This window comes from Streptomyces sp. NPDC001351, from assembly GCF_042896045.1.
Classification (GTDB): domain Bacteria; phylum Actinomycetota; class Actinomycetes; order Streptomycetales; family Streptomycetaceae; genus Streptomyces.
This window is the reverse complement of sequence record NZ_JBIAWS010000011.1, coordinates 13,934-37,851: the sequence shown is the minus strand read 5'-3', so window position 1 is coordinate 37,851 and position 23,918 is coordinate 13,934. Positions and strand designations below refer to the sequence as shown.

The window sequence follows — 23,918 nt, the reverse complement described above, 5'->3', positions numbered from 1 at the left end:
CATGGATCTTGACGCTCTCACGGCTATCGACGTTCACGTTCATGTGCACGCCGACCTTCACGGCCACCACTCACTCGACGACGAGCTCAACGAGGCCGCCGCCAGGTACTTCAAGGGCGACCCCTACGACCCCACCGTGCACGACATCGCCGCCGACTACCGCGCACGGCAGATGGCAGCCGTGATCTTCAGCGTCGACGCCGAGGCGGCCACCGGTCATACAGCGCTCTCCAACGAGGAGATCGCCGAGGCAGCCGCCGAGCACCGCGACGTGCTCATCCCGTTCGGGTCCATCGACCCTGCCCGAGGCAAGGCCGGCATCCGCAGCGCCCGCCGGCTGGTCGAGGAGTACGGCGTGCGCGGGTTCAAGTTCCACCCGAGCCTCCAGGGGTTCCTCCCGAACGACCCAACGGTGTACCCGCTCTACGAAGAACTGGAGAGCCTCGGCGTACCCGCGCTGTTCCACACCGGTCAGACCGGCATCGGCTCGGGCCTCCCCGGGGGGCGCGGGATCAAGCTGCGCTACTCCGACCCGATGCTGCTCGACGACGTGGCCGCCGATTTCCCGGGACTGACCATCATCATGGCGCACCCCTCAGTGCCGTGGCAGGACGCGGCGATCTCGGTCGCCCAGCACAAGGCGAACGTCTACATCGACCTGTCCGGCTGGTCTCCCAAGTACTTCCCGCCCCAGCTCGTACACGCCATCAACCGTGCGCTGCAGAACAAGGTGCTCTTCGGATCCGATTACCCCCTCCTGCGCCCCGAGCGCTGGATGAAGGACTTCGACCAACTCGACATCCGCGCCGAGGTCAGGCCGCTGGTGATGAAGGAGAACGCCATGCGCGCGCTCGGGCTGCGCGGAGGCACAGGACCCGCCCGCCAGCAGCCCGGCGCGCTGACACGAGTTCACAACCAGGAGACAGCATGACAACCATCGTTTCGTTCGACGACCTGCAGGGCATGGAGGGCGCCGCCCTCGGCACCAGCAAATGGCTGGAGATCACGCAGGACCGCGTCAACACCTTCGCGGACGCCACCGACGACCATCAGTGGATCCACACCGACCCCGTGCGCGCGAGCGAGGGACCGTTCGGCGGGCCGATCGCCCACGGGTACCTGACCCTGTCACTGGTGATCCCGCTCTGGTCCGAAGTGCTCGAGGTGAGCGACGTGAGCACCAAGGTCAACTACGGGCTCAACAAGGTGCGCTTCCCGTCACCTGTTCCCGTCGGTGCTCGCATTCGCCTGACAGGCGCAGTTGCCCGGGTCGAGAAGGTGGGTGGGGAGGGTCTGCAGATCACCTCAGACGTCGTCATCGAGATAGAGGGTTCCGACAAGCCCGCCTGTGTCGCCCAGCTTGTGTTCAGGTTCTACCGCTGAGACATGTTCCTCAGAGAGGCCACAAGTCGTGACAATCTATCGAGGCCCGGCGGCGGACATCGAGATTCCGGACGTGACCCTCGTGGAGCACGTCCTCGGGAACGCACTGCAACGGGGCGACAAGGTGGCCTTGGTCGACGCCACCACTGGTCAACGCCTTACCTATCGCGAGCTCGCGGAAGGTGCGACCGCGGCCGCTCGCGGCCTCGCGAGCCGGGGGATGAGGCCCGGCGATGTGGTGGCGATCATGAGCCACAACCAGCCGCACTACGCCCTTGCCGTCTACTCGATCCTGGCGGCAGGCGGTGTGGTGACTCCCGTGAATCCGGCGCTGACGACCGGCGAGCTCGTCAAGCAGTTCGTCAGCGCAGGGGCCAAGGTCATCGTCAGTTCCGGTCAGGCTGCCGACAAAGCCGCGGAGGCCGCACACGAAGCTGGGATCCAGCATCATTTCGTGCTCGGCGACGGGCAGTTGGCCTCTCAGGGCGGACCAGGCGCTGCGCGCCCCTTCTCCGACCTCCTGATCGGTGAAGGTCCGCCGCCGCCTCTTGATCTCGACCCGGCCACGGCCCTCGCGGCGCTTCCCTTCTCAAGCGGGACTACCGGAGTGTCCAAGGGCGTGATGCTGACCCACCGGAACCTGGTCGCGAATCTGGAACAGGTCGGTGTCGGCTGGAAGGTCGAGGAGGCCGATGTCCTCTCGGCCGCGTTGCCGTTCTTCCACATCTACGGGTTCACGATCATCCTGAACGCTGCCCTCCGCGCCGGGGCCACCGTGGTGACCCTTGGGCGCTACAGCCTCACTTCCTATCTGCGGATGGTGCAGGACTTCAGGGTCACTCGCGCCCTCCTGGCACCGCCGATGGTCCTCGACCTGGCCACCGCGCGCGAGGTCGACGACTACGACCTCTCGTCCCTGAGGCTCGCCAGCTGCGGTGCGGCACCTCTGGACGTGGAAGTGACCCTGCGGGCGGAGCGCAGGATCGGCTGCCTCATCCGCCAGGGCTACGGGATGACCGAGGCGAGTCCGGGCACCCACCTCGTGCCCGACGATCTGTTCGAGACCACGCCGGCGGGATCGGTCGGGCTGTTGGTTCCCAACACGGAGGCTCGCCTCGTCGACCCCGTCAGCGGTCAGGACACTGGTCCTGGGGAGCGAGGGGAGTTGTGGGTCCGTGGTCCCCAGGTGATGGCCGGCTATTTGCACAATCCCGCCGCGACAGCCGAGACCGTTGTCGACGACGGCTGGCTGAGGACTGGTGACATCGTCCGGGTGGATGAGAACGGGGTGTTCTGGGTCGTCGACCGCCTCAAGGAGCTGATCAAGTACAAGGGATATCAGGTGGCTCCCGCAGAGCTTGAGTCGGTGGTGCTGACACATCCCGATGTGCTTGATGCCGCCGTGGTCGGCGTTCCGCACGCCGAGGGCGGAGAGGCGCCCAAGGCCTTCGTGGTCACCGCCCGGGCCCTTGATGCGTCCGAGCTCATGGCCTGGACGGCCGAGCGCGTTGCGCCCTACAAGAAGGTCCGGGAGATCGAGTTCATCGACGAGATTCCCAAGTCGCCGGCCGGAAAGATCCTCCGGCGGTTGCTCAGGAGTTGACCCTCATCGAGAACGGTCAGTACATCATGAAGGCACGCAGGCACCCGATCGGCCCGACCGGGTCCGTGGTCGCCCGTGCCCTTCAGCTGCCGGCCTGCTTGGAGCCCAAGCAGGTTTCCCTGTCCCTCAGCGACCTGGCCCGCTAAACAGGGATGCACTTATCCACGGCTCATCGCCTGATCGGCGAGCTGGCCGACTGGGGAGCCCTCGAGCGACAACCCGACGGCACCGTTGATGACGGACGGGGACCCGGCGTAGAAGGTGCTGTGGTACCGCATCGCCTGGCTGATCCGGTAGGAGATGAAGTCGAAGCGGGCACCCTCGGAAAAGGCCTGGACAAGGACGAGCAGGGCCCGCGCCTGGTCCTGACTGTTGCCCCTCGCCAGGTCGCTGATCGAACCCTGGATGGCACCCATGGTGATGCCGACGGTGCCGCGGTCGACCCCCGCGGCACGCTCCATGTCGTTGTAGTTGAACCAGTTCCTGTTCTGCCCGGCCTGCCCCTCATATGCAACGGGTCCGGTATCCAGCCGGACGTACTGGCGGGTCTGTTCGTTGAACCAGCCGGTCACGTACCCGTTACGCCCGTTGAAGATCAGAGTGATCGCGGTCTGACCCAACCGCAGGGTGAGGGGGAAGTAGTCGTTGTCGTTCTTTGTCATACGGATGCTTTGGTAGAGGTTTGAGCCGCCGCCCCGCTGGCGGAGGAAGTTGATGATGGCGTCGTACCTCGGCACCGGCACCGTCCACGCCTTCTGGACCTTCTAAACCCGGGGCGGCCGGGTGGCAGAGCTCCACACCGGACACCACAAGGAGCTCTGAAGCCGCGCTGATTCAGCCCGGTCGGCGGGACGATCGGCAGAACGATGCGGACGGGTTGGATGCATCGTCACACGCCGCATACCCGCCGCCCTGCGGACGGGAGTAGAACGGCAGCAGCAACGGGGCGACCAGTTCGCACAGGCTGTCAGGGGCCAACCGCTGCGACAGATCGACGTCCACAAGCGGCAATGAGACCTGTGCAACATGAAGTACGCAGGTCACGGGTGTGTGTGCGGGGCGAGCGGGGTATTCGCGCTGGTCGTCGGCGGGTGTCCATGGTGAAGATCGTCTGACCTGTCGGCCGGGGCCGTTGCCGGCTTCTGCTGCGCTGACCGCCGTGCCGCTCCTACGATCCGTGGCCGGGCCGGTACGCCGGGAGAGCGCGGGGAGGACGTGGAAATGCTGGAGCTGGAGCGGATTACCGCTCGCCCGAGTGAACTGGACGCGCTCGTCGAGGAGTTGGCCAAGCAGCTGGGGGAGGTCCAGGCCGAGCGGAAGGAGTTGGTGATCGCCGAGCGGGTCCTGAACCGGCTGGCCGATCAGGACCGGGTTGCGCAGGAGGCCGCGGCGGCCGTCGCCCCGACTGCGGTCCGGGTGGCGGAGCGGGCGGTTTTGCTGATCCCGCACCGCGGCGAGAATCCCGACGAGGCCGCGCTGCCCGCTGACTACTGCAAGATCCTGGCGATCGTGCGGGCTGCCGCCGGCCCGATGCAGGTCAAGGCCGTCGGCGAGGAGCTGGGCCTTGAGGTGACGATGCGTGGGAAGCTGGAACCGCTGCGGGCGAAGCTGACCAAGCTCGCTGACCGCGGCTGGCTGCACAAGCGTCCCGACGGCAGGTTCACCGCACGCTCGTAGGCGTAGGCAATGCGGGCGCCGACGGGGCGTAACTAGCGAGTCCTTGGCGGCAGTTGAGTTTAGGCGGGCGATGCCGTAGAAGAGCGCCTGCACCGCGTTGAGGCCCTTGTAGTGGGCGTGGACGGCGGTGACCATGTTCGTTTTCCGCGGCCTGCGGGTCGCGTTCGATCTGGTGTCCTCGTTCGGCCGGCGCCCGTCACCGGGATGGCCTGGCCCGCCATGCGCCACTCGTCGGCTGCCTCACCGAATACTGCCGACTGCGCGAGCTGACCTTGCACGCCGTGTTCACCGACCGCGAGCGGTCCGGACCGTGCGTTCACCGGTGGCCGCCCGGGGGGACTTTCTCACAGCCGGGTGTCATTTCCGTCTGTCGGACAGCTGTGAGCCGGCTGAGAGGCCACTGCTACGCACGACCGGTTTCTTGATGGCACCGGGGCGAACGGCCCCCGGGTGAAAGACCGGAACTAGCGAAGGAGACGTCTTGTCCTCCTCTCTTGACACAGCGTCCGCGTCCGACGCGGAACGCCGTACGAAGCGCCCCCGGCTCCGGGGCCGCCGCCGGATCCTGACCGTCGCGAGCATCGCGCTCGCCCTCCTGGGCGGCTCGGTTGCCGAGTCCGGCGCCGCGTTCGCGCAGCCGCCGTCGGCCCAATGCCCGGCAGCCTGCTACGCCGGCGCGCCCGCCGGCGTGCAGCAGGTGGACTGGGACGACGCGAACGAAGCGGCGACGTGGTGGGCCAACAACAACGTCGACCTCAACCAGTCCGTCAGGTCCGGCTGGTCGAGCTACTACCGCCTCGATGCGCACCCGGGAGGAGGATGGCCCGGCTCGTTCTGGGGCCGTAACTGGTACGGGTTTTACGAGCCCGGCATAGGACGTGACCAGTTCATCTACTACGGCGGCACGTTCAACGACAACGCCGGACTGGTCACCCAGGCCGAACTCAACCATGGCGTCTCGAGCAACGACGCCTGGCAGAGCTCGGCAGTCCAGGGGAACTCTCCCTACGTGGAGTACGACATCGACTACTACGGCTATGCGAAGGCGCCGCGTAACGCGAGGCGGCTCGTGCGCAACACAAGGACCGGCAACGTCTACGCCACGTTCGACCACTACCAGACGTTCTACTACCTGGGCAAATACTAGGCACGTGGAAGCCGACCGGGCCGGGGTGGTGTCACAGACAGGTGAATCCGTCCGTGACACCACCCCGGTGGTCATGAAGGAAATGAAGGGGACGATCGGATTGACCTCCAAGACTGCCTGGCTCCGCCCGTTGACGCAGGCGGCAGCCGACATCACGACACTGGGTACCGTGCGCGGCTCCCGTTGCCGTACCAGCCGGGACCTTTTCACCGAATGGGCGACCGAACTCGGCTTCCCGGACTATTTCGGCCGGAACTGGGACGCCTTCAGCGACTGTCTCGATGAAGCGGTGGCGAGAGCCTCCGACGAGAGTGCCTCCTCGGAGGGGGAAAGCGCGCCACTGGCGGTGATCGTCCAGGAGGCGGACGAGCTCCTCGCGGACGAGCCCGCGAGCGCACTGTGGGTCTTTCTGAACATCCTGGGCCAAACCGCCGGTAAAGACAGCTCAAGGCCCACGTTGTCACTGCTCCTGGACGGAACTCCGGACCGCCTGTCTCGGGTGACCGAACGCATGACGGAAGCAGGCTACCCACCGCTTCCGAGAGGGCATTTGTCTTAGACAGATCGCCCTGTAGGCCCCAATAGGCACCTCGCCAGGTAGGTGTGGTCTCGTCCGTGATGCGCTTGGCGAGGTCGTCGATCGAGGCTATTGGCCGAGGTGGCCGCCGACGTTCCCGCGCAGCAGGAGGTGCGCGGCTCCGTTGCCGTCCCAGGCACGGCCTGTTCATCGAACGAGCCCGCCGCGCCCCGCTTCCGGAGCACTTCGGGCACAGCTGGGACGCCTTCTACGACTGCCTCCGGGACACCGTGTCGCGAGCGGCCCCCAGCGCAGCCGCCACGATCGGGAGGCCCACCGCGCCGCTGACGGTCATCGTCCGGGAAGCCGGCGACCTCCTCGCCGACGAGCCGGACAACGCCCTCCCCCCCTCGTGCCCATCCTCGGCGACATCGCCGATGACGGCGGCGGCGAACCACACCTGCTGCTCGTCCTGGACGACACGCCTGACCGGCTGTCCCACCTGGAGCGGCGCATGGCGGCAGCAGGCTGCTGACGGCCGCCCCCCTCGGCTCAGGCGCGCAGCTTGTAGCCGAAACCACGGACCGTTTCGATGCGGTCGCGGCCGATCTTGCTACGCAGCCGCATCACCTGGACATCCACGACGTGCGTGTCGCCGGACCAGGCGCAGCCCCAGACCCGCTCCAGGAGGATGTCGCGGGTGAGGACCGTGCCGGGCGAAGCCGCGAACTCCCGCAGCAGCTTCAGCTCGGTGGTGGTCAGGTGGATGGGTTCCCCGTCCTTGTACACCTCCAGTGACTCGGGGCAGTACACCAGGTCGCCGAACCGGACCGCACAGGTGTCGGGCGGCTGGTCCCTGGGGACGGAGCGGCGCAGCAGGGCACGGACACGGGCGACCAGGAGCGATCCGTCGACCGGCCTGGCCAGGCAGTCGTCGGCGCCCGCCTCCAGACACGTCACCAGGTCCGCCGGGTCGTCGCGGTCCGCGATCAGCATGATGGGCACCGCGGACTCTGCGCGGATCCGCCCGGCCAGGCTCATCCCGTCCAGGCCGGGCAGCCGCTCGGCGAGCACGGCGACGTCCGGTGTCTGCTGACGGAACAGGGTGAGCCCCATCAGGCCGTCGGCGGCGCTACGTACCCGGTGGCCGCTCGCCTCCAGGATGCGCCGGGCGTTCTCCCTGGCCGTCGGGTCGCCGTCGACCAGCAGTACGTCGCATATGCGGGGTCCCTCGGCGGGTGACGGAGGCTCGGTGTCCGCGGCGGCAGGCGTGTGTCGGCGGCGCACAGTGCTCGGCGCAGTCTCCTTGACGTCGATGTCACCGTCGGCGTCGGTACCGGGATCACCCTCGGTGCCGATATCGCTTTCGGCACCGCGCTCACCGTCGGCGTCGGTGCCACTGCCGCTTTCGGTGCCGGTGTCGTGCGCGGTGTCCCTGCCGCCTTCGGGCCCGGCACCGGAATCCGTGTCGAGGGCGAGGGCGATGGCCCGGGCCGGGCTGTCGTGCCGGGCGCCTTCCGCGAGGGCCTTCTCGTATCCGGCCGGGCCGAGCGCGGAGATGACCGCTTCCTCGCAGCGGGCGCGGTGCCCGCTGGGTGTGTAGAAGGCGGCTCCGACGTCCCGGGTCAGGGCGTGCACGGCGCCCAGCAGCTGTGCCGCCCGTTCGTGGTCGCCTCGGGACGCGGTGATCCAGGCGAACACTTCCAGTGCCATCGAGGTCCCGGCGTAGTCGTTGAAGCCCCGCAGGATCTCCAGCGCGGACCGCGTCAGCGCCGTGCCCTCCTCCTCGTCGCCGCGTGCCCAGAGCACGTAGCCCAGCGCCCACTTCGCGTAGGACCCGTACAGACGCTCCCCGGATGCTTCCGCCAGCCGCACCGCGCGTTTGCCGGTCTCCTCCGCCGCGCGCGCGTCCCCGAGATGGAACTGCGTGACCGCCATCTGGAACAGCCACCGCAGCCCCTGCGGTGCTTCGCCCGCCGCCTCGTGAGCGGCCAGCGCCCCCTCGAAAAGACGCACGGCTTCCGCCGTCCGCCCCTGCAAGGCCGCCGACGCACCGCGATAGCCCTGGATGCACGTCCGGACCGACGGGTCGTCCAGCCGTTCGCCCAGCTCCTCGGCCTCGTCCAGCCACCGGCCGGCCGTCGCGAAATCTCCCTGCAGAATCGCCACCCAGGCGGCGACCCACAGCGCCCCGACCCGGACCGGGGTGGGTTCAGGTGCCGCCGCGAGAAGACGGTCGAACTGGCGGCGCCCCTCACCGAGGAACCCGTCGCAACACCAGTGGAAACGCAGCGCCGCGGCCAGGCGAAGCGCCTCCTGTGCGTCGGCGGAATCCGCGCCGCCGCGCTCCAGCGGGTGCGGTTGCGCCTTCTGGGGCTCTGCCGGGGCGGGCGCGGCCATGGCTGGGTGAAACCTCGTCCCGAGCTCCAGTGCCGCCCGGAAATTGCCGCGCTCGGCACGCATCCGGGTCAGAGCCCGTTCCTGGCCGGGGCCGAACCATTCGGAGGCGGTGCGCTCGGCGAGGGCGAGGAAGAAATCGCGGTGCCGCCGCAACAACCCCGGCTCTTCACCCGTCTCGGCCAGCCGGGCCCGGCCGTATGCGCGGATGGTTTCCAGCAGCCGGTAGCGGGGCAATCCTTCGCGTTCACAGGGCAGGACGACGGACTGGGACACCAGCCGGTCCAGGAGGTCCAGTACCTCATGCGCCGCGATGCCGTCCCCCGCGCACACGTACTCGGCCGCGTCCAGGCTGAAGCCGCCGCGGAAGGCCGAGAGCCGGTTCCACAGCAGTTGTTCGGCGGGGGTGCACAGCTCATAGCTCCACTCGATCAGCCCGCGCAACGTGCGCTGGCGTGGGAGCACGGTCCTGCAGCCGCCTGTGAGCAGAGCGAAGCGGTCCTCCAGACGCTCCACGACCTGGTCGACGGTCAGCGACCGCAGCCGCGTCGCGGCCAGTTCAATGGCCAGGGGCAGCCCGTCGAGGTCGGCGCACAGCCGGGCGGCCTCAGCCCGGTTGGCGTCGGTGACGCGGAAGTCCGGCCGGATGGCAGCGGCCCGCTCCTGCAGCAGTTCGACCGCCTCGTCCGGTATCGACAGCGCGGGGACGACGAAGACGTGCTCGCCCGTGACCCCCAGCGTCTGGCGGCTCGTCGCCAGGACACGCAGCTCCGGACAGGCCGACAGCAGCGCCTTCGCCAGCCCCGCCGACGCGTCGATCAGATGCTCGCAGTTGTCCAGCACGATCAGCGCCCGATGCCGGGCCAGATGATCCGCGAGCTGCTCAAGGGCGGGCCCGCCGCCGCGGTCCGGAACCCGCAGCGCACCCGCGGTCGCGACGGCCACCGCCGACGGGTCGCACACCGCGGTCAGGTCGACGATCCACACGCCGTCCGGGAACGCCTTCCTGGAGGCCGCGGCGGCCGCCAGCGCCAGCCGCGTCTTGCCCACGCCGCCCGCTCCGGTGAGCGTCACCAGCCGCCCCACGCCCACCAGACGGCGGATCTCGGCGACCTCGCGGTGCCTGCCGACGAAGCTGGTCAGGGGCGTGGGCAGATTACCCACCGCAGGGATGACAGCGGTCAAGAGGAGACCCCATCCATGGGCGTACCAATATGTTTAGAGGCTAGCCAAATACGTTCAGAGGTTAGCAAGAGGAGGGAGTGCCTTGAATGTGACTTTCCTGGCACAGCGGCCCGTGAGCCGGAAGCCCCGGACGACCGGGAGGGGGCGGAGCCTCATGGTTGCGAGCGCAGGGCCTTCCCCACTGGGCGGTCGGCCGTGGGCGCTCTCGCCCGGCTGTGGCAGACCAACGAACCCTGCCTCCACAGCGCCCGCGCCGACCGGAGTGAGTTCGGGTGCCGCCGCGAGAAGACGGTCGAACTGACGGCGCCATTCACCGAGGAACCGATCGGCGCACCAGTGGAAACGCAGCGCCGCCGCCATGCGAAGCCCGCGTGGGCGATGCCCACCCGGTGAATGCCTGAAATCGACCCCTGACCCGCGAAGACGTCTTCCACCGTCTTCCAGCGTCAGGGGTTGTTTTTCGTTCGTCTGCGGCCCGAGTGCGGCCCACGCGGCATCGCGGGGGCTGATCGCCGGAGAGGGGTTGCGGGGGCATTGCCGTCGATCCACCTGACCGCCTCTCAGAAGAGTGAAACATGGCCCCACACTTCGACGGACTCGACCAGATGGTCGATGTGGTCGACGTCCTGGAGTCGGCGCGAGAGTGTGAAGGAGCCCTCCCCGCCATCTATCGTTTCGTCGGCTCCAAGCACTTTCGCGAGAACGGCAGCCGCGTCATTGCCGGCTAGGTACAGCAGTATCGCGGCCGCCCAGAATCGAACCCCGTCTGACAACGCTCGATCCAGCGCCACCCGAACTAGTTTCGGTTCAAGATCTTGATCGAGTGTCAAGACATGAAAGACCGTCTGGCCGAACGTGCCGCGCTCGTCCCCGGCTTCGTCGATCTCGGCGAGCAAGGCGGCAAGATCCAAATCCGTCCAGCGAACCCCTGGTGCGGACTACGCGACTCACATTGTCAGGGATCCAGTTGTCTCTGGTCGCGAGCGCTCTGCACGTTGCTGCTGGCGTACGTCGCCGGTCGCAGCGGGTCGATGTCGGGCGCGTCGGCAGGCACCTCCGGTACGAGCCGGCCGCCGTCCGCGCATGGCTCGACGAACATCTGGCGGATCGCCATGGCCCACGTTGAACGGCGCGAGCGGCGGGGCAACAACGGCCGGGTCGTCAGGTCGTACCGCGTCCGATGGCGTGGTCCGGATGGCACGGAGCGCAACAAGAGCTTCAAGCGCAAGGTCGACGCAGACTGCTTCGCCGCCACGGTGTGCGCCGATCTCGTGCGGGGACAGTACGTCGATCCCGACGCGGGAAAGATCTTGTTCGTGACCTACGCCCGGAAGTGGCTCGCAGCTCAAACGTTCGACGAAGGGACCGGCGTCGCCGTCGAGCTGCGATTCCGACTGCACGCGTTCCCGGTGCGCCTTGGTGGCCCGTCGGCGGAGCAGCCCGAACTGGACGCTCACAGCAGTGACAGCGGTATCACCACAATGTTGCCATTCAATGGGATGGTGATGGTGACGCCAGTCACTTGCGCCCGACACTCTGCGCAAGGCCATCGCAGGCTCGCCGCCGACCGCTCGTGCGGTCGCATCGGCCGCTACGACTTTCGATCGTAAAGGCGAATCTATGACATGGCGCGCAACCCAGCCCACCACACTTTGTGAGGCGTTCCAGAGAATCGCTGTCATCGATCCCCACGCCGTTGCCGTGCGCAATGTCGGCGGCTCCCAGACCCTGACCTGGGGCGAGTACGCCCACCATGTCCGCCTCGTGGCGGCAGGCCTGGACAGCCTCGGCGTGGCGCGGGGTGACACAGTGGCTCTGATGATGTCCAACCGGATCGAGTTCTATCCGGTCGATGTCGGGGTACAGCACCTCGGCGCGACGTCGTTCTCCGTCTACAACACCTTGGCAGCCGAGCAGCTGGAGTACGTCCTCTCCAATGCCGGCAACAAGGTTGTCGTGTGCGAGCCACAGTACGTCGAGGTGATCCGCGCCTCCCGAGTCCCGATCGACCACCTCATCGTGCTCGACGAACCCGTCGACGGCGCGATCACCCTCGACGACCTGATGGCGCGCGGATCTGCCAACACCACCTTCGACTTCGAGGCGACCTGGCAGGCGGTGCAGCCCGACGACGTCGTCACGCTCATCTACACCTCAGGCACGACCGGCAACCCCAAGGGCGTCGAGATGACGCACTCCAACATCGCCTTCGAGTGCGCCGCGGTGACGTCCGTGCTCCCTGCCGAGTTCGGGGACCGGATCACGTCTTTCCTCCCGTCGGCGCACATCGCCGACCGGTTCAGCGCGCTCTACTTGCAGATGTGGGCTGGCATCCAGATCACCGTCGTACCCGACCCGCGCCAGATTGCCGCCGCCCTCCGCGACTGCCGGCCGACCATCTGGGGCGCCGTGCCGCGGGTGTGGGAGAAACTCAAGGCAGCCACCGAGAACATCGTCGCCACCGAGCCCGACGAACAACGCCGTCAAGACATGCAGTGGGCCTTTGCCGTCGCGTCCCGCAAGGCGCGGGCGGACCTCGCCGGCGAGCCGGTCTCCGACGAGTTGGCTGCGGAGTACGCCAAGGCCGACGCCGCCGTGCTGTCGTCGGTGCGGGCCGAGCTCGGCTTCGATCAACTGAAGTGGGCTATCTCGGGGGCCGCTCCCATCCCGGCTGAGACGCTCGCGTTCTTCGGCGGTCTTGGGGTGCCGATCACCGAGATCTGGGGAATGTCGGAGCTCTCGTGCATCTGCAGCGTCGTGCCGCCGGCCGAGCACCGGCTCGGGACCATTGGCAAGATCGTCCCCGGCATGGAGGCCCGGATCGCCGACGACGGAGAGTTGCTGGTCCGCGGGCCGCTGGTGATGAAGGGCTATCGCAAGGAGCCCGCCAAGACCGCCGAGGCCTTCGACCCGGACGGATGGCTGGCGACCGGCGACGTGGTGACGATGGACGGCGACGGCTACCTCACGATCATCGACCGCAAGAAGGAGCTGATCATCACCGAGGGCGGGAAGAACATCTCACCGGCCAACGTCGAGAACGTCATCAAGGCCGCCACGCCCCTGGTCGGCGTCGTCGTCAGCATCGGCGACGCTCGCCCATACATGACGGCCTTGGTCACCCTTGACGCCGAGGGCGCCGCCGCGTACGCCGCGCGCCGAGGTCTGCCGGACGCGTCGGCCAAGGCACTCGCCGAAGATCCCGAGGTCGTCGCCGAGATCTGCGCCGGCGTCTCTGCCGGTAACGCGAAACTGTCCCGGGTCGAGCAGATCAAACGGTTCCGGATCCTGCCCACCTTCTGGGAGCCGGGTGGCGGCGAGCTCACGCTCACCATGAAGCTGCGGCGGAAGCCGATCCTTCAAAAGTACGCCGCCGAGATCGCCGAGCTCTATTCCGCAACACCCGGCCCCGGGGTACTGGAACCGACGAGCTGAGGCGACCGCAACAAGCTGAGCGGCCGCGACCTCGGCCTCTGACGTCCCCGGCCAGCCGAATGGGCCACGCTCTCGAAATGGAGTTCCGCATGTCCTATCCCCACCTTCTCGCACCCGTCGACCTTGGATTCACGTGTCTGCCGAACCGAGTGCTGATGGGCTCCATGCACGTGGGGCTGGAGGAGGTCGAGCACGGCTTCGAGCGGATGGCGGCGTTCTACGCCGAGAGGGCCCGAGGGGGCGTCGGTCTGATCGTCACCGGGGGCATCGCGCCGAACGAAGCCGGGTTGCCCGTTGCAGGAGGCTCCAAGCTCACCACGGCCGCCGAGAGCGATCGACACCGCTTGATCACTGAGGCCGTCCACCAGGCTGGTGGCCGGATCGCGATGCAAATCCTGCACGTTGGCAGGTACGGCCACCATCACGGCGTGGTCGCGCCCAGCCCGATCCAGGCGCCCATCAGCGACTACCTGCCCCGCGAACTCAGTTCGGCTGAGGTGGAGCAGACGATCGCGGACTTTGCGACCTGCGCCGCACTGGCCAAGCAGGCCGGGTACGACGGTGTTGAGATCATGGGCTCCGAGGGCTACCTGATCAATCAGTTCATCGTCCGGCGCACCAACCAGCGCACCGACGGGTGGGGCGGCAGCTACGAGAATCGAATGCGCTTCCCGGTCGAAGTCGTCCGCGCGGTGCGCGAGGCAGTCGGGCCCGATTTCATCCTGATCTACCGACTGTCGATGCTGGACCTGGTCCCGGACGGGTCGACGTTTGACGAGGTCGTCACTCTGGCCAAGGCTGTCGAGTCGGCGGGAGCGACCATCATCAACACGGGAATCGGCTGGCACGAGGCCCGCATCCCGACAATCGCCACGTCGGTACCCCGCGCTGCGTACGCCTGGGTCACCAAGCGCCTCATGGGCGCCGTGGAGGTGCCACTGGTGACGAGCAACCGGATCAACACTCCAGACAAGGCAGAGGAGCTACTCGCCGGCGGATACGCCGACATGGTGTCCCTCGCCCGCCCCTTCCTGGCCGACCCGAACTTCGTCAGCAAGGCGGCCAACGGAAGCGCGCACACCATCAACACCTGCATCGGCTGTAACCAGGCCTGCCTCGACCACACCTTCGCCGGGAAGGTCACCTCTTGCCTGGTCAATCCTCGCGCGTGCCACGAGACCGAGCTCGTTCTCGGTCCGACGCGGCGGACGAAGCGAGTCGCCGTGGTCGGCGCCGGCCCAGCGGGACTCGCCGCCGCAACGGCCGCAGCCGAGCGGGGCCACCAGGTGGAGTTGTACGACAGCGCCGATGTCATCGGCGGTCAGCTGAACGTGGCGCGCCAGGTACCTGGCAAGCAGGAGTTCGATGAGACCCTCCGCTATTTCCGGCACCGGATCGACGCCACCGGCGTCGCGCTCCGGCTGGGGGCGATGGTCTCCGCCACGGACCTGCTCGGCTACGACGAGGTCGTCCTCGCGACGGGAGTTCGTCCCAGAACGCCGGACATCGCGGGCATCGATCATCCGATGGTGTTGGGCTATCTCGACGTGCTGCGCGACAAGCAGCCCGTGGGTAGGAGAGTTGTGATTCTCGGCGCAGGTGGAATCGGCTTCGATGTGGCCGAGTACCTCACCGACAGCGGACGAGACCTCAGCACGAACGTCCCCGAGTTCCTGGCCCAGTGGGGAGTCGACCCCGACCAGCGAGACGCTGGTGGACTCAAGGCTCCGCTCCGGTCACCATCCCCTCGGTATGTCACGCTCATGCAGCGAAAGTCGACGAAGGTCGGTGCCGGGCTGGGCAAGACGACGGGCTGGATCCATCGCACCGAACTCAAGCACCGTGGCGTCGAAATGATCGCAGGAGTGACGTACGACCGCATCGACGACGAAGGCTTGCACTACCGCGTCGGTGACGAGAAGCAGGTGCTCGCGGTCGACAACGTCGTCTTGTGCACCGGCCAGGAGCCCAACCGGGACCTCCACGACCCCCTGCAGTCGGCCGGCATCCCGGTGCACCTCATCGGAGGAGCGGACATCGCGGCCGAGCTGGATGCCAAGCGCGCAATCGACCAGGGCACCCGGCTCGCGGCTGCTCTCTGACTCGAGGATGGAGATGTTGGCCTATTCCCCGACGATCCGCCACAGGTGCGGCCACTTGCCGGCGCGCTGCAGATCCTGTGCGTAGGTGTTCTCGCGCGCCACGATTTCGGCTCGCATCGCGGCGTCGAGGTCGTGGGGGAAGCGGACGTCCATCCGGGGCGTGGAAGAGCGTGTGTCTCCCGCTTCAGCGGTCGGTGCGGTAGCGGGCGAGCTTGCCGGGGTCGATCTCCACGCCCAGGCCCGCTTCGGGACGCACCGCGAGCTCACCCATGGATCTGGAGCGGCTCGGTGAGCAGGTCGTCGCTCTTGTTGAGGAAGTTGAGGAGCTTGCCGGCGCGCCGGGAGGTCAGCCGGCAGGCCGCGCCGAATACGACGGTGTCCGGGCCGCGGTTCTTCGGGGTGCGTCGATCGCCTGCGACAGGGGTGGCTGCGCCATGTGGAAGCGGTCGGCGGCGCGGCCCAAGTGACGTTCCTCGGCGACGGCGACGAAGTAGCGCAGGTGCCGCAGATCCATACGGCCACCATCTCAATCTGACCCGATATCGATACTTCACCCTATCGCTGATCGCGTCTACCGTCGTTGTCATGACGTCGCTGGCCAGTGCCTTTCTCTATGCCGCGGTGCGGACCCCGTTCGGCCGGTTCAACGGCGCCCTGGCGGGTGTGCGCCCCGACGATCTCGCCGCCGCGCTGATCGAGTCGCTGCTCGTGAAGACGCCGGGCCTCGACCCGGCCGCGGTCGAGGAGGTGGTGTGGGGTAACGCGAACGGTGCGGGGGAGGAGAAACGCAACGTCGGCCGGATGGCGGCGCTGCTGGCAGGGCTGCCGACCGGCGTGCCCGCGACCACGGTCGGAACCGACAGCGAGGACTCCTCCTCGTCAACACGGAGGATCCGGCCGCATCCCACAACGTTTGGTAGCGGTCGGCAATGCGCCGATCCAACCCAGAGGGTTGAGGTTCAAATCCCCGCGCTGCTCGCTGAGGCCCGTGGTCGTTCAGCGTCTCCCACCAACCAGCGTATTGCCCGGCTCCCCGCAGCCGATCGCCGACCACGTCCAGATGGCACCGAGAACGCGGGGCCGTGGACGGTTCGGTTACGCGGGGCCAGGTATGCCGGTGTGGCTGTATTCAGGTAGCTCGTGGAGGAGGGGCAAGTTGGCCAGATCTACCTCTGGGGAGTCGGTCCTGGAACGCGTCGTGCGCATCCTTGATGCGTTCGGGCCAGACACCCCGGCGCTGCAGGTCTCGCAGATCGCCACGCGAGCCAAGCTCCCACTTTCGACCGCCTCGCGCATGGTCGACGAGCTCATCGACCAGGGCTTGTTGCGGCGCGATGCCCACCGTCACGTGCGCATTGGTGTCCGCCTGTGGGAGCTCGGCCAGCGCGCCTCACCCACACTAGGGCTGCGCGAGGCAGCTCTGCCGTTCATGGAGGACCTGCACGCGGTCACCGGCCACCACGTTCAGATAGGTGTGCTGCAAAACGACGAGGTGCTCTTCATTGAACGACTGAGTGCACGCAGCTCGGTCATCAACTTCACCCGCATCGCCGGACGGCTCTCCCTCCACGCCTCCTCCTCCGGACTGGTCCTGCTTGCACACGCTGGGCGCACCCTGCAGGAGCGCATCCTGAACTCTCCGATGGAGCGCTTCACCGACGCGACCATCACCACCGAGGCAGCACTGCGTTCCGAACTGGCCCGCATCCGACACGATGGCTACGCATTCTGCCCCGGCTACCTCCACCCGGACGCCACCGGCGTCGCCGTCCCCATCCGGGACAGCAGAAACCGCGTCATCGCAGCGCTTTCGGTCGTCGTACCGAACGACGACGCCGCGCGTTCACACATCCCCGCGCTGCTCGCTGCGGCACGGGGAACCCACCGCCTCTTGGTCGGCCCGTCGGCGGAGCAGCCCAAACTGGACGATCACGAGCAGTGACAGCGGTCACCACGATGCTGCCATTCAATGGGATGGCGGTGGTGACGCCGGTCACCGGCGAGCGACAGTCTGCGCATGTCCATCGCACTCTCGCCCGGTCGTGCGGTCGCATCGACCGCTACGACGTTGGTCGTGGCCTCCAAACGCATCGTCGCCGACGGGGTCGCCCAGCTCACGCTGCGTGATCCCAACGGTGCGCGGCTGCCGGACTGGGCGCCCGGAGCGCACATCGACCTTGTGCTGACCGCGCCCGACGGCTCGCAGTACTCACGGCAGTACTCCTTGTGCGGCGACCGATGGGACGCCTCGACCTACCAAATCGCGGTCCTCCGTGAACCCGCCGGCCGCGGAGGCTCCGCGCTGGTTCACGACCACCTCGCCGAAGGAGACGTTGTTGGCGTCGGTGGCCCGCGCAACAACTTCGCCCTGGTTCCGGCCGACCGGTACCTCTTCATCGCGGGCGGCATCGGGATCACTCCCATCCTCCCGATGGTGGCTGCAGCTGAACGACTCGGTGCCGGCTGGAAGCTGCTCTACGGCGGACGTACGCGCGCTTCGATGGCGTACCTGCCCGAGCTCCAGACCTATGGAGATCGGGTCCAGGTGTGCCCGCAAGACGAGTTCGGCCTGCTGGACCTGGCCGCTGCACTCACGGACTTCGAACACGGCACCGGCAAGGTGTACTGCTGCGGGCCCGCGCCCCTCCTGGATGCGCTGGCCGCGGCGACGCAAGAGTGGCCGGCCGGAGCAGTGCGAACCGAGCGCTTCGTACCGAAAGAACAGGACGCTCCGGCGCGTACGACCCCGTTCGTCGTCGACCTCGCCAGGACAGGCGGATCTGTGACGGTCGAGCCCGATGTGTCGATTCTCGACGCCCTCGACCGTCACGGAGTGAACGTTCTGTCCTCGTGTCGGGAGGGCACGTGCGGAACCTGTGAGACAACCGTCCTCGAAGGCGCGCCGGACCACCGCGATTCGCTCCTCTCCGACGCCGAGCGGGAAAGCGGTGACTGCATGTTCGTCTGTGTGTCGCGCTCCATCGGTGACCGACTCGTGCTGGACCTGTGAGGAGAGCGTCATGACTACGTCGAATCCAGAGGCTGCTCGGCTCCCGCTCGGAGCCTCGGAGCCACTCGGCGGCCTTGGGGGCGTTCCGACAATCGACGCCGACCCGTTCGGGCACGACATCCTCGAGGACCCGTCGGAGTTCCACGAGCAGCTGCGTGGGGCCGGCCGGGTCGTCTACCTGTCCCGCTACGACGTGTTCGCGATGGGGCGCTACGCCGACGTCCGGGCTGCGCTCGTCGATTGGCAGTCGTTCCAGTCCGCAGCAGGAGTGGGCCTCAGCAACTTCAAGTACGAGAAGCCATGGCGGCCGCCGAGCCTGCTGCTGGAGAGCGATCCGCCGCACCACGACGCACCACGCGTCGTGCTCTCCTCGATCCTGTCGGTTCGTGCCCTGCGAAAGCTCCGGGACGGCTGGATGGCTGACGCCGAGCAGCTGGTCGGTGACCTGGCCGAACGAGCGACCGGCAAGGTGCTGGAGATCGACGGGTACGCCGACCTGGCGGCCGCGTTCCCGATCCGAGTGTTCCCCGACGCAGTAGGCATCGGAAAAGAAGGCCGCGAGAACCTACTGCCGTACGGCGACCACCTGTTCAACGCCTTCGGTCCGAGCAACGACCTGGTCCAGAAGGGCGCGGACCGCATCGGCGACATCTCCACATGGGTCATCGCCCAGTGCGCCCGCGACGCCCTGACCGCCGGAGGGTTCGGCGAGGCCATCTGGGCGGCGGCTGACCGCGGCGACATTACTCACGAGCAAGCACCCCTCATCGTCCGCTCACTTCTCTCCGCAGGCGTCGACACCACCGTGCACGGCATCGCAGCTGTTCTCCACGCCTTCGCCAGCCACCCGCATGAATGGGACGCGCTCAGAGGCGACCGCGACCGCATCCGCGTCGCCTTCGACGAAGCCGTTCGCTGGGAATCCCCCGTACAGACGTTCTTCCGCACCGCCACCACAGACGTCCGGATCGGCGACGTCACCATCCCGGAGGGACGGAAGATACTGATGTTCCTCGGAGCCGCCAACCGCGACCCGCGCCGCTGGGACAACCCCGACGTGTACGACCTCGCCCGAGACCCCTCCGGGCACGTGGGCTTCGGCATGGGCATACACCAGTGTGTGGGACAGCACGTAGCTAGGCTCGAAGCCGAGGCGCTGTTGCACGCCCTTCTCGACCGCGTGTGCCGCATCGAGATCGCTGAGACGCCTGAACGTCACCACAACAACACGCTCCGAGCGTGGAAGTCGATCCCCCTGCGGTTCCACCTGAGCTGATTCCCCATGGGGGATCCCCTGCCAAGCGGGTCTCTTGTTGACCTGGGCGCCGGGTGCCGCTGAGGGTCGTTGGTGGGGAAGGCCGCCCCGTAGCAACGGTCTCGCTGGGACTGTTCGGGGGGCCTTCCCCGTCTTCTTGCTGCGGTGTCGGAACCGGACCTCGGGTGGGACGGTCCAGTGTTCGGCGATGATCGCTTGCGCCTCACTCGGGGTAACCGCACAGGCGTTGGTGTCGCAGATGACGTAGGGCATCTGGCGGTTCATCACGGTCCAGAAGCGTTCGGCGAGGTTGGCTGCGACCACGAAGAGTGCGCCGAGGTGGTCCTTGCCGCGCTCAACCTCTGCACGTAGTAGATACGCCCGGGTTACGCCGTAGCGGCCAGGAAGCAAGAGCGAATTGGGCGGAAATCGATGCTGTGGAGGCAGTCCTGCGGGTGACACCCCTTCCAGGAGAAACGACGTGGTCTTTTCTGCACCGGGTGGCGTCCGCCTACCGGTTGCAGGTAACCGACCTGACGGCGTGGTGGCAGTGGGCAAACCCCGTGCATCAAAGGCATGGTGTGCGTCCCGACGGTGAAGTGCTCCTCGACGCAGTGGCGCAGGCGCAGTTGGCCGGGTGGTGCCGTGTGCCAGCAGGCCATCTCGCGCGGGCGTTGCCGTCCTGGACGGCAGGGCCGACACAGCTGGCTGGCCGTGGCGAGGACGGGCAGGGGTGGGCGAGGTGGCGGTCGGCGGCTTCGGAGTGGGGGCCGGTGGTGTTCGGCTGCAGGTTGTGCGCAGCCCGGCGTAGCAGCGGTGGGGCGCCGGTCTGGGCGTACCGGCCGCGGTGGCGGCGGCTGTGTGCGCGGCATGGCCGGTGGCTGCTGGAGGTGGGCGAAGGACATCCGGTGGAATTCGTTGATGCCGAGGATCTGGTGATGGAGTTGATCCGGGCGCAGCGTCAGTGGGATCGAGTGGAGCGGATCGGGCAGGCGGCCGACGCGGCGCCTCGTGAGGTGTTCGGGCTAGCGCGTGCGGTGGTGGGCGGGTGGTGGGGGCGGGAGGAGTTCTGGGAGCGGGAGAGGGTGTGGGGGCCGCGCCTAGAGCAGCTGGTGGCAGCTACGCGCCGGTGGTGTCCGGATCCGGCGGGCTGGGGCGTTGAGCAGTGGCGGCTGCTGGTACGGGACGTGGTGATGTTCCCGGAGGTCGTCGCGGTGGCGCAAGCTCTGCTGGACCCGCGGATGCAGCAGCTGGTCGCTGAGAACCGTTCGGGGGCTCTGGTGCGCGGCCGGGGCAGCGGTGAGCGGCTTGCTGCCGCCTTGGGCAAGCGGCTGGGACGGGAGTGGCTGGTTGAACTGGAAGCGGACGGCCATGGCGGGCCGTTGGCGTCCTGGGCTCACGCGGTGGTACGTGAGCAGCGCCGCCCGGCGGGGTCGCCTGCGTAGCAGGGGCGGTATGGGCTGTGGTGGGTGCACAGCGCGCACCGGCCGGTGGAAGTAGGAACGGGCCTGCGCCGGCTGGTAGACCCTCTGAGCGCAGGCCCAGGCATCCGTGAGGATTCGGGTGCGGCAGGACCTGGCCAACCGGCGGCGCAGAGAGGCTGGCGGGCAGAGTTGAGGGTGCCGCGGCGGGCCGGGCACGGCCGGGGCTTGGAGCAGCGGCATGCGCAGTTGTTCGCCGAAGGCCTTGAGCAGGCCCGTCTTCATGTGCAGCGGTTCGGGCATCTGGCCGTCGCGCACACCGATGGCCGGGTGCAGGAGGGGTTTGATCTGGGGCGGTGGCTGGCCAACCGACGTGCCGACGCGACGTCACTGACCAGGGAACAGGCGGAGCAGCTTCGACGGCTGGATGTGTGGTGGAACCCACCCTGGCCCGTCGACTGGCAGCGTGCCTGGTACCGGGCCCGCGCCCACGTGCACGAGCAGGGGCCGGTACACGGCGGCGACAACCTGACCGGGCTGCCGCGCTGGCTTCAGCGGTGGCTGCGCCACCAGATCACCCATTACGATCAACTGCACGAGGGTCAGCAGGTGCTGCTGGCCGAGCTCGGCCTGACTGCGGGCGAGGTCGAACGGTTCCACGCCTGGCCCGGACGGCGGCGTCCGACCGCCGATGGCCTGACTGTCGCCCGTGCTTATGCCGCCCGTCACGGCCACCTCGCCGTGTCCCGGCCCACTGCTGTAGACGGCTTCTCTCTGGGCACCTGGCTCAGCAATCAGCGTCAGCGCCAGCGCAGCCTTGGCCGGCCCACCCGGCTGGGCCACCATCTGACGGCCCTCGACGCGTGGTGGAACCCGCCCTGGCCGGTGGCCTGGCAGCGTATGTGGTGGGCCTGCCACCACCACCTGACCGGGCTCCCTGACGGTCTTGAGTGGTGGGCCGCCGCACCGAATGGTGAGCACGCCGCAGCCTCGCTGCGCGAGCAGAGTGCGCGACGACCGCTGCTGCAACCACGGCAGCAGTCTCTGGTCGATGAGCTGTTGTCGCTGGCTGGCGAAATACCGGTGTGGCAGCCGCGGATCAGCAACGTCGCCTGGCAAACGCTGTCCGGGCTGCTGCCCGCGCGCTCGCACACCGGCGGCCGCCCCCGCAGTGATCGGCAAATCCTGGAAGCCATCGTCCACATCGCCTGCACCGGACAGGCGTGGACACGACTTCCCTCAGCTCTGGGCACCTTCCAGGCCTGCCGACGCCGCTTCCTTCGCTGGCGCGACGACGGCACCCTCAAACGAATCTGCCGCACTGTCCTGCCTGAACAGGACGCCATCTGGCAGCAACGGCTGGGCGCCTACATCGGCTTGCCTGCATAAAGAGATCCGTAGCCGCGTGCACCAAGAGCGTGGTGTACTCCTGGTCGACGCATGGCCTGCAAGGGTTGGACGGCGTGCTGTCTGCTGATCGCCAAGACGCCCAGCTCTGCTTCGCGCTGACCGACCATGCTCAATCCAACGCTGACGACGCCTCGTGAAGACAGGCCAGGCATCGATACGGACTAGCGGTGACCTGGTCGCGCATATCTCGCCCGTCAGTCACTAGTGTTCCCCCTATGACCAGGACCTTGGATGGCCATCAGGCGGACGAGATGACAGCAGTTGAGCATGATTTAGTCCATCTTGCACGTATGGCGCTCGCCGGGCGCAGCCAGGATGTTCAGACCCTGCTGCAGCGCATGGCCAGACGCTACAGCCGTACCAACCGGGCAACTGCCGAGGCGTTGCAGTCCTTGCTGAGGGAAGCGCCGACGGCGGATGCGCCGCTGCGCGGCATGGGCAACGCCGCGCCGCTGCCGCTCGACATGGACAGCCGAGTGCCCCTGATCCGCCCTGATCATCTGGCTCCGTCGGTGACGCCTGTGCTGTCGTCGGGCGTCCGCGGGGCCGTTGATCAGCTCTGCGAGGAACGTCTGGGCTGCGACCGTCTCGTGCGGGCCGGTTTGACGCCGAGCAGTAGCGCCCTCTTCGTGGGGCCCCCTGGAGTCGGCAAAACGCTGGTGGCGCGGTGGATTGCCAGCCGCCTGAACCTGCCTCTCCTTGTCCTCGATCTGTCGTCCGTCATGAGCAGCTACCTGGGACGGACCGGCGGCAACATTCGCAAGGTCCTCGACTATGCGAAGGCCAGCCCCTCGATCCTCTTGCTGGACGAGCTCGACACGGTCGCCAAGAGACGGGATGACGGTGCCGAGGTCGGTGAGCTGAAGCGACTGGTCACCGTGCTGTTGCAGGAGATTGACGACTGGCCAGCCAGCTCGCTGCTCCTGGCGGCCACCAACCATGGTTCCCTGCTTGATCCCGCTGTCTGGCGCCGCTTCGAGGTGGTGATCGACTTCGCTCTGCCCGATGCAGCACAGCTGCGGCAGGCCCTCGGGCAGTACTGCGAAGACCAGGCTCCTGACGATGTCCTCACCGCCATCGCCCAGGCACTGAGCGCCCAGAGTGCATCGTACTCGGAGGCTCATCGTGTGGTGATGACTGCACGACGCCGCGCCGCCTTGTCCGATCAGCCGGTCGGCGAGGCGCTTCTGCGTGTCTGTGGCGAGCAGGTACGGCAATTGCCCTTTGCAGAGAGGGTGCGGTTGGCAGTGGATCTGGTGCAATCTGATCACATGTCGCAACGGCGTGTACACGAGCTGTCAGGAATCAGCAGGGACACGATCCGAAACCGTATGCGGCGGCAGGAGTCTGAGGGGTAGATCTCGAGGGGGAGCAGC

At 67.6% G+C, this 23,918-nt stretch carries 20 protein-coding genes and 3 pseudogenes; 18 read left to right on the top strand and 5 right to left on the bottom strand.

From position 1 onward, the window contains the following. The first annotated feature begins 1 nt into the window (after position 1). The 3 genes from ACFY1U_RS34635 (at position 2) to ACFY1U_RS34625 (ending at position 2,986) form a co-directional block, all read left to right on the top strand. On the top strand, positions 2–931 hold the full coding sequence (locus ACFY1U_RS34635; RefSeq protein ID WP_389085252.1) for an amidohydrolase family protein: 930 nt from the start codon (positions 2–4) through the stop codon (positions 929–931). Next, a complete protein-coding gene (locus ACFY1U_RS34630) occupies positions 928–1,383 on the top strand; it encodes a MaoC family dehydratase (protein ID WP_389085249.1) in 456 nt (151 codons plus the stop codon). Before ACFY1U_RS34635 ends, ACFY1U_RS34630 begins: the two co-directional genes overlap by 4 nt. Positions 1,384–1,456: 73 nt before the next feature. Then, on the top strand, positions 1,457–2,986 hold the full coding sequence (locus tag ACFY1U_RS34625) for an AMP-binding protein (protein ID WP_389085247.1): 1,530 nt from the start codon (positions 1,457–1,459) through the stop codon (positions 2,984–2,986). A gap of 158 nt (positions 2,987–3,144) precedes the next feature. Here ACFY1U_RS34625 and ACFY1U_RS34620 read toward each other — a convergent pair whose 3' ends face one another. Then, complete coding sequence (locus tag ACFY1U_RS34620) at positions 3,145–3,648, bottom strand: ribosome-inactivating family protein (protein WP_389085245.1); 504 nt, start codon at positions 3,646–3,648, stop codon at positions 3,145–3,147. A 559-nt stretch (positions 3,649–4,207) separates the two neighbouring features. Here ACFY1U_RS34620 and ACFY1U_RS34615 point away from each other — a divergent pair. From ACFY1U_RS34615 to ACFY1U_RS34595, 5 genes and pseudogenes are all read left to right on the top strand, one after another. Further along, on the top strand, positions 4,208–4,663 hold the full coding sequence (locus tag ACFY1U_RS34615; RefSeq protein ID WP_389085242.1) for a hypothetical protein: 456 nt from the start codon (positions 4,208–4,210) through the stop codon (positions 4,661–4,663). Between the two features lie 481 nt (positions 4,664–5,144). Beyond that, a complete protein-coding gene (locus ACFY1U_RS34610; protein WP_389085240.1) occupies positions 5,145–5,810 on the top strand; it encodes a hypothetical protein in 666 nt (221 codons plus the stop codon). 4 nt (positions 5,811–5,814) lie between these two features. Next, on the top strand, positions 5,815–6,369 hold the full coding sequence (locus ACFY1U_RS34605) for a barstar family protein (protein WP_390698085.1): 555 nt from the start codon (positions 5,815–5,817) through the stop codon (positions 6,367–6,369). Between the two features lie 59 nt (positions 6,370–6,428). Then, positions 6,429–6,713 (top strand): annotated as a pseudogene (locus tag ACFY1U_RS34600) (barstar family protein); the annotation flags it as partial. Positions 6,714–6,739: 26 nt separating this feature from the next. Next, entirely contained in the window at positions 6,740–6,862 is a 123-nt protein-coding gene (locus ACFY1U_RS34595) for a hypothetical protein (protein WP_389085526.1), read from the top strand. Positions 6,863–6,879: 17 nt separating this feature from the next. Here the strand turns inward: ACFY1U_RS34595 and ACFY1U_RS34590 are convergent, their stop codons facing one another. Continuing rightward, on the bottom strand, positions 6,880–9,888 hold the full coding sequence (locus ACFY1U_RS34590; protein WP_390698084.1) for a winged helix-turn-helix domain-containing protein: 3,009 nt from the start codon (positions 9,886–9,888) through the stop codon (positions 6,880–6,882). Between the two features lie 581 nt (positions 9,889–10,469). Next, positions 10,470–10,805 (bottom strand): hypothetical protein, encoded by a 336-nt coding sequence (locus tag ACFY1U_RS34585; protein WP_389085231.1) that lies wholly within the window; start codon positions 10,803–10,805, stop codon positions 10,470–10,472. Between the two features lie 99 nt (positions 10,806–10,904). Between ACFY1U_RS34585 and ACFY1U_RS34580 the strand changes: the two genes are divergently transcribed. The 3 genes from ACFY1U_RS34580 to ACFY1U_RS34570 all read left to right on the top strand — a co-directional run bounded on the left by ACFY1U_RS34580 (position 10,905) and on the right by ACFY1U_RS34570 (position 15,446). Next, positions 10,905–11,519: a hypothetical protein gene (locus ACFY1U_RS34580; RefSeq protein ID WP_389085228.1), complete on the top strand. Its 615-nt coding sequence runs from the start codon at positions 10,905–10,907 to the stop codon at positions 11,517–11,519. 10 nt (positions 11,520–11,529) lie between these two features. Beyond that, positions 11,530–13,344 carry a fatty acid--CoA ligase FadD11 gene (gene fadD11, locus ACFY1U_RS34575; protein WP_390698083.1) on the top strand — a complete coding sequence of 605 codons (1,815 nt, stop codon included), beginning with the start codon at positions 11,530–11,532 and terminating at the stop codon, positions 13,342–13,344. A gap of 89 nt (positions 13,345–13,433) precedes the next feature. Continuing rightward, positions 13,434–15,446 (top strand): FAD-dependent oxidoreductase, encoded by a 2,013-nt coding sequence (locus tag ACFY1U_RS34570; RefSeq protein WP_390698082.1) that lies wholly within the window; start codon positions 13,434–13,436, stop codon positions 15,444–15,446. A gap of 21 nt (positions 15,447–15,467) precedes the next feature. On the opposite strand, the gene ACFY1U_RS34565 is transcribed toward ACFY1U_RS34570, so the two are convergent. Then, a complete protein-coding gene (locus ACFY1U_RS34565; RefSeq protein WP_389085221.1) occupies positions 15,468–15,599 on the bottom strand; it encodes a muconolactone Delta-isomerase family protein in 132 nt (43 codons plus the stop codon). Positions 15,600–15,852: 253 nt separating this feature from the next. Next, positions 15,853–15,960, bottom strand: a pseudogene (locus ACFY1U_RS34560) (LysR family transcriptional regulator); the annotation flags it as partial. Between the two features lie 80 nt (positions 15,961–16,040). On the opposite strand from ACFY1U_RS34560, the pseudogene ACFY1U_RS34555 reads away from it, so the two are divergent. The 7 genes and pseudogenes from ACFY1U_RS34555 to ACFY1U_RS34525 form a co-directional block, all read left to right on the top strand. After that, positions 16,041–16,298: pseudogene (locus tag ACFY1U_RS34555) on the top strand (3-oxoadipyl-CoA thiolase); the annotation flags it as partial. A 346-nt stretch (positions 16,299–16,644) separates the two neighbouring features. Further along, positions 16,645–17,388: an IclR family transcriptional regulator gene (locus ACFY1U_RS34550; RefSeq protein WP_389085218.1), complete on the top strand. Its 744-nt coding sequence runs from the start codon at positions 16,645–16,647 to the stop codon at positions 17,386–17,388. A gap of 75 nt (positions 17,389–17,463) precedes the next feature. Further along, the gene (locus tag ACFY1U_RS34545; protein WP_389085216.1) at positions 17,464–18,456 is read left to right on the top strand and encodes a PDR/VanB family oxidoreductase; all 993 of its coding nucleotides are present in this window, start codon (positions 17,464–17,466) and stop codon (positions 18,454–18,456) included. Further along, positions 18,431–19,732, top strand: coding sequence for a cytochrome P450 (locus tag ACFY1U_RS34540; protein ID WP_389085213.1), 1,302 nt, complete (start codon positions 18,431–18,433; stop codon positions 19,730–19,732). Before ACFY1U_RS34545 ends, ACFY1U_RS34540 begins: the two co-directional genes overlap by 26 nt. A gap of 887 nt (positions 19,733–20,619) precedes the next feature. Next, the gene (locus ACFY1U_RS34535) at positions 20,620–21,156 is read left to right on the top strand and encodes a hypothetical protein (RefSeq protein ID WP_389085211.1); all 537 of its coding nucleotides are present in this window, start codon (positions 20,620–20,622) and stop codon (positions 21,154–21,156) included. Between the two features lie 204 nt (positions 21,157–21,360). Further along, positions 21,361–22,521 (top strand): Helicase associated domain protein, encoded by a 1,161-nt coding sequence (locus tag ACFY1U_RS34530; protein WP_389085208.1) that lies wholly within the window; start codon positions 21,361–21,363, stop codon positions 22,519–22,521. Positions 22,522–22,757: 236 nt separating this feature from the next. Continuing rightward, positions 22,758–23,900, top strand: coding sequence for an AAA family ATPase (locus tag ACFY1U_RS34525; protein ID WP_389085206.1), 1,143 nt, complete (start codon positions 22,758–22,760; stop codon positions 23,898–23,900). Positions 23,901–23,918 lie beyond the last annotated feature (18 nt).

Bases quoted from the DNA above. Each gene is read 5' to 3' on its own strand.
- ACFY1U_RS34635 (WP_389085252.1), top strand. From the start codon at position 2: ATGGATCTTGACGCTCTCACGGCTATCGACGTTCACGTTCATGTGCAC.
- ACFY1U_RS34570 (WP_390698082.1), top strand. From the start codon at position 13,434: ATGTCCTATCCCCACCTTCTCGCACCCGTCGACCTTGGATTCACGTGT.
- ACFY1U_RS34615 (WP_389085242.1), top strand. From the start codon at position 4,208: ATGCTGGAGCTGGAGCGGATTACCGCTCGCCCGAGTGAACTGGACGCG.
- ACFY1U_RS34545 (WP_389085216.1), top strand. From the start codon at position 17,464: ATGTCCATCGCACTCTCGCCCGGTCGTGCGGTCGCATCGACCGCTACG.
- ACFY1U_RS34565 (WP_389085221.1), bottom strand. From the start codon at position 15,599: ATGGACGTCCGCTTCCCCCACGACCTCGACGCCGCGATGCGAGCCGAA.
- fadD11 (WP_390698083.1), top strand. From the start codon at position 11,530: ATGACATGGCGCGCAACCCAGCCCACCACACTTTGTGAGGCGTTCCAG.
- ACFY1U_RS34630 (WP_389085249.1), top strand. From the start codon at position 928: ATGACAACCATCGTTTCGTTCGACGACCTGCAGGGCATGGAGGGCGCC.
- ACFY1U_RS34620 (WP_389085245.1), bottom strand. From the start codon at position 3,648: ATGACAAAGAACGACAACGACTACTTCCCCCTCACCCTGCGGTTGGGT.
- ACFY1U_RS34525 (WP_389085206.1), top strand. From the start codon at position 22,758: ATGACCAGGACCTTGGATGGCCATCAGGCGGACGAGATGACAGCAGTT.